The sequence below is a fragment of the Streptomyces sp. NEAU-YJ-81 genome, assembly GCF_017592595.1.
GTDB lineage: Bacteria > Actinomycetota > Actinomycetes > Streptomycetales > Streptomycetaceae > Streptomyces > Streptomyces hygroscopicus_B.
On the sequence record NZ_JAGFNO010000105.1, the window covers coordinates 1 to 2,561 of the forward strand.

General features: G+C 69.3%; 1 protein-coding gene. It reads left to right on the top strand.

The features are described from left to right. Positions 1–2,561 (top strand): type I polyketide synthase (locus J5X86_RS50075; protein ID WP_208523217.1); only part of this gene is annotated, 2,561 nt, incomplete at both ends.

The window sequence follows — 2,561 nt, forward strand, 5'->3', positions numbered from 1 at the left end:
AGGGGAACTATGCGGCGGCGAACATGTTCCTGGATGGTCTGGCGGCGCGCCGTCGGGCGCGTGGGCTTGCGGGGGTGTCGTTGGCGTGGGGTTTCTGGGCCGAACGCAGCGATATGACCGGCCACCTGAGCGACGTCGACATGGCCCGGATGGCCCGGTTCGGGATGACCCCCCTGCCTGCCGACGAGGGGCTGGCCCTCTTCGACGCGGCACACACGACCGGTGACCCGCTGCTGGTGCCGACGCGTATGGACGTCGCGGTGCTCCGCGCACACGCCCGGCCCGGCACCACACCCGCTCTGCTGCGCCACCTCATCGGCGTCTCGGCCCGGCGGGTGATCGACGCCACCGCCGACGACCAGGGCGGCACCACCGCCCTCGTACGGCGTCTCACGGGTCTGGCACGGACCGAGCGGGAGGACGTCCTGCTGGAGCTGGTGACCGATCACGCGGGATCCGTGCTCGGCCATACGGAATCGGACGCGATCGCTCCCGACCGTGCGTTCAGCGACATCGGCTTCGACTCGCTCACCGCGGTCGAGCTGCGCAACCGCCTCAACGCTGCCACCGGTCTCCGGCTTCCGGCCACGCTGGTCTTCGACTATCCGACACCGACCGCGGTAGCCCGCCACATCTTCAGCGAGGTGATGGGCTCCGAACTGGCCGATGACGACACCCCGGCTCTCGACCGGGTCCAGGACACGTCGTCGGCGCGCAGGGCCGCGACCGACGACGAGCCGATCGCCATCGTCGGGATGGGCTGCCGCTTCCCGGGCGGTGTGCGTACGCCCGAAGAGCTGTGGCAACTGCTCATCAGCGGTGGGGACGCGATCTCGGGGCTGCCCGACGATCGTGGCTGGGACCTGGAGGGGCTGTATCACCCGGATCCCGATCACAGGGGCACGGCGTATGCGCGTGAGGGTGGTTTCCTGTATGACGCGGGTGATTTCGAGCCGGAGTTCTTCGGAATTTCGCCGCGTGAGGCGTTGGCGATGGATCCGCAGCAGCGGTTGCTGCTGGAGACGTCGTGGGAGGCGCTGGAGCGGGCCGGTATCGACCCGGCGTCGGTGCGCGGCAGCCAGACCGGCGTGTTCTGCGGGCTGACCTACCACGACTACACCGATGCGGTGCAGCAGGCCGGCGAGGCCACCGAGGGCTACCTCATGACGGGCAACGCCGGGAGCGTGGCCTCAGGGCGTATCTCCTACACCTTCGGCTTCGAGGGACCCGCGGTGACCGTGGATACCGCCTGCTCGTCGTCCCTGGTGGCGCTGCACTGGGCCGCACAAGCGCTGCGGCAGGGCGAGTGCTCGCTGGCCCTCGCGGGCGGCGCGACGGTCATGGCCAGCCCGGTCGCGTTCGTGGAGTTCAGCCGTCAGCGCGGACTGGCTCCGGACGGCCGTTGCAAGCCCTTCGCGGGGGCCGCGGACGGCACCGGCTGGGCGGAGGGCGTCGGGATGCTGTTGCTGGAGCGGCTGTCGGATGCGCGGCGTAATGGTCATCGGGTGTTGGCGGTGGTGCGTGGTTCGGCCGTGAATCAGGATGGTGCGAGTAATGGGCTGTCGGCGCCGAATGGTCCGTCGCAGCAGCGGGTGATTCGGGCGGCGTTGGAGAGTGCTCGGTTGTCGGCCGCTGAGGTGGATGCGGTGGAGGCGCACGGTACGGGGACGAAGCTGGGTGATCCGATCGAGGCGCAGGCGTTGCTGGCGACGTATGGCCAGGAGCGTGCCGCGGAGGGTCGGCCGCTGTGGTTGGGCGCGATCAAGTCGAACATCGGTCATACGCAGGCGGCTGCTGGTGTGGCGGGTGTGATGAAGATGGTGTTGGCGATGCGGCATGGTGTGCTGCCGAGGACGTTGCATGTTGATGAGCCGTCGCCGCATGTGGAGTGGTCGGCGGGTGCGGTGGAGTTGTTGACGGATGCGGTGGTGTGGCCGGATACGGGCCGTCCGCGGCGTGCGGGTGTGTCGTCCTTCGGTATCAGCGGCACCAACGCACACGTCATCCTGGAACACGCCCCCGAGGAGACGCCCGTCGCCGAGCCGGTGACCGAGGGCCCCGAGGAGTCGGTGCTGGTGCCGTGGGTGGTGTCGGCGAAGTCCGAGGGTGCGTTGCGGGCACAGGCGGAGCGGTTGCTGCCGTACGCGCGGAGTCAGGCCGGGGCGGAGGCGCCCGTGGCCGATGTGGCGCTGTCGTTGGCCACGACACGGTCGGTGTTCGAGCACCGGGCGGTGGTCCTGGCCGCTGACCGTAAGGGCTTCGCCGCCGGGCTGGGCGCGCTGGTGGATGGCGTACCGGTGGCGGGTGTGGTGCGGGGTCCGGTGGTGCCGGGGAAGCTCGCGGTGTTGTTCTCGGGTCAGGGTAGTCAGCGGGTCGGGATGGGCCGGGAGTTGTATGAGGCGTTCCCGGTGTTCGCGGAGGCGTTTGATGAGGTGTGTGGGTATTTCGAGGGGGTGTTGGAGCGTTCGCTGCGGGAGGTGATCAGCGGGGATGCGTTGGGGTTGGATGAGACGGTGTTTGCGCAGTGTGGGTTGTTTGCGGTGGAGGTGGGGCTGTTTCGG